This is a genomic window from Agrobacterium sp. CMT1 (genome assembly GCF_037203725.1).
Taxonomy (GTDB): Bacteria; Pseudomonadota; Alphaproteobacteria; order Rhizobiales; family Rhizobiaceae; genus Agrobacterium; species Agrobacterium pusense.
The window spans coordinates 1-581 of the sequence record NZ_JBBCAR010000010.1 but is presented as its reverse complement, the minus strand read 5'-3'; the positions used below and the strand labels follow the sequence as shown (position 1 = coordinate 581).

The following is a 581-nucleotide window of genomic DNA, read 5'->3' as shown; positions in this document are numbered from 1 at the left end:
GGTTCGTCGAGCATCGGCCGGTCCGCCGGCCATTTGTCGAACCACAGGCCCTTGACCGGCGTGTCAAGGAAAGGCTGCAGCGCGCCGATGGCGCTCAGACCAGAGGCAAGGTAACGCTGCCGCTCCTCGCCATCAGTCACACTGGCAAGCCGCACCGCCGCCTTCAGCCATTCCGTCTGCGGCCATAGTCGCGCAAGCCCGTCACGCATCGAAAAATCGTCGTAAAGGCTCATCACCGCCACCTTGCGGCGCGGGCAGATACCGTGGTCTTCGCCGATCTCGAACAGGCGTTTTGCCTTCCTGATCGCTTCTTCGTTTCCACGCAGGCTGCCCCAGCGCACCAGAAGCCAGGCCCATTCGAACTGGTGGCCCGGCTCCATGATCCGGCCCTTCTCCCCCTCGTAGGGCGTCCAGTCATGGGCGAAGAATTCGCGCAGGCCGCCATTGCCGTCATCGATGAAGCGGGAAAGTGCGAGGCCGGCAATCTCGTCCGCCAGCGCCGACCACGGGCCGTCACGATCCTGTTCTTCCCAGGCCAGCATCGCTTCGAAAAGATGCATATGCGGATTGGAGCAAAGCGG

At 63.3% G+C, this 581-nt stretch carries 1 protein-coding gene; it reads right to left on the bottom strand.

The features are described 5' to 3' along the window. Positions 1-581: AGE family epimerase/isomerase (locus tag WA845_RS14010; protein ID WP_337322427.1), on the bottom strand; the 581-nt coding region annotated here is incomplete at both ends.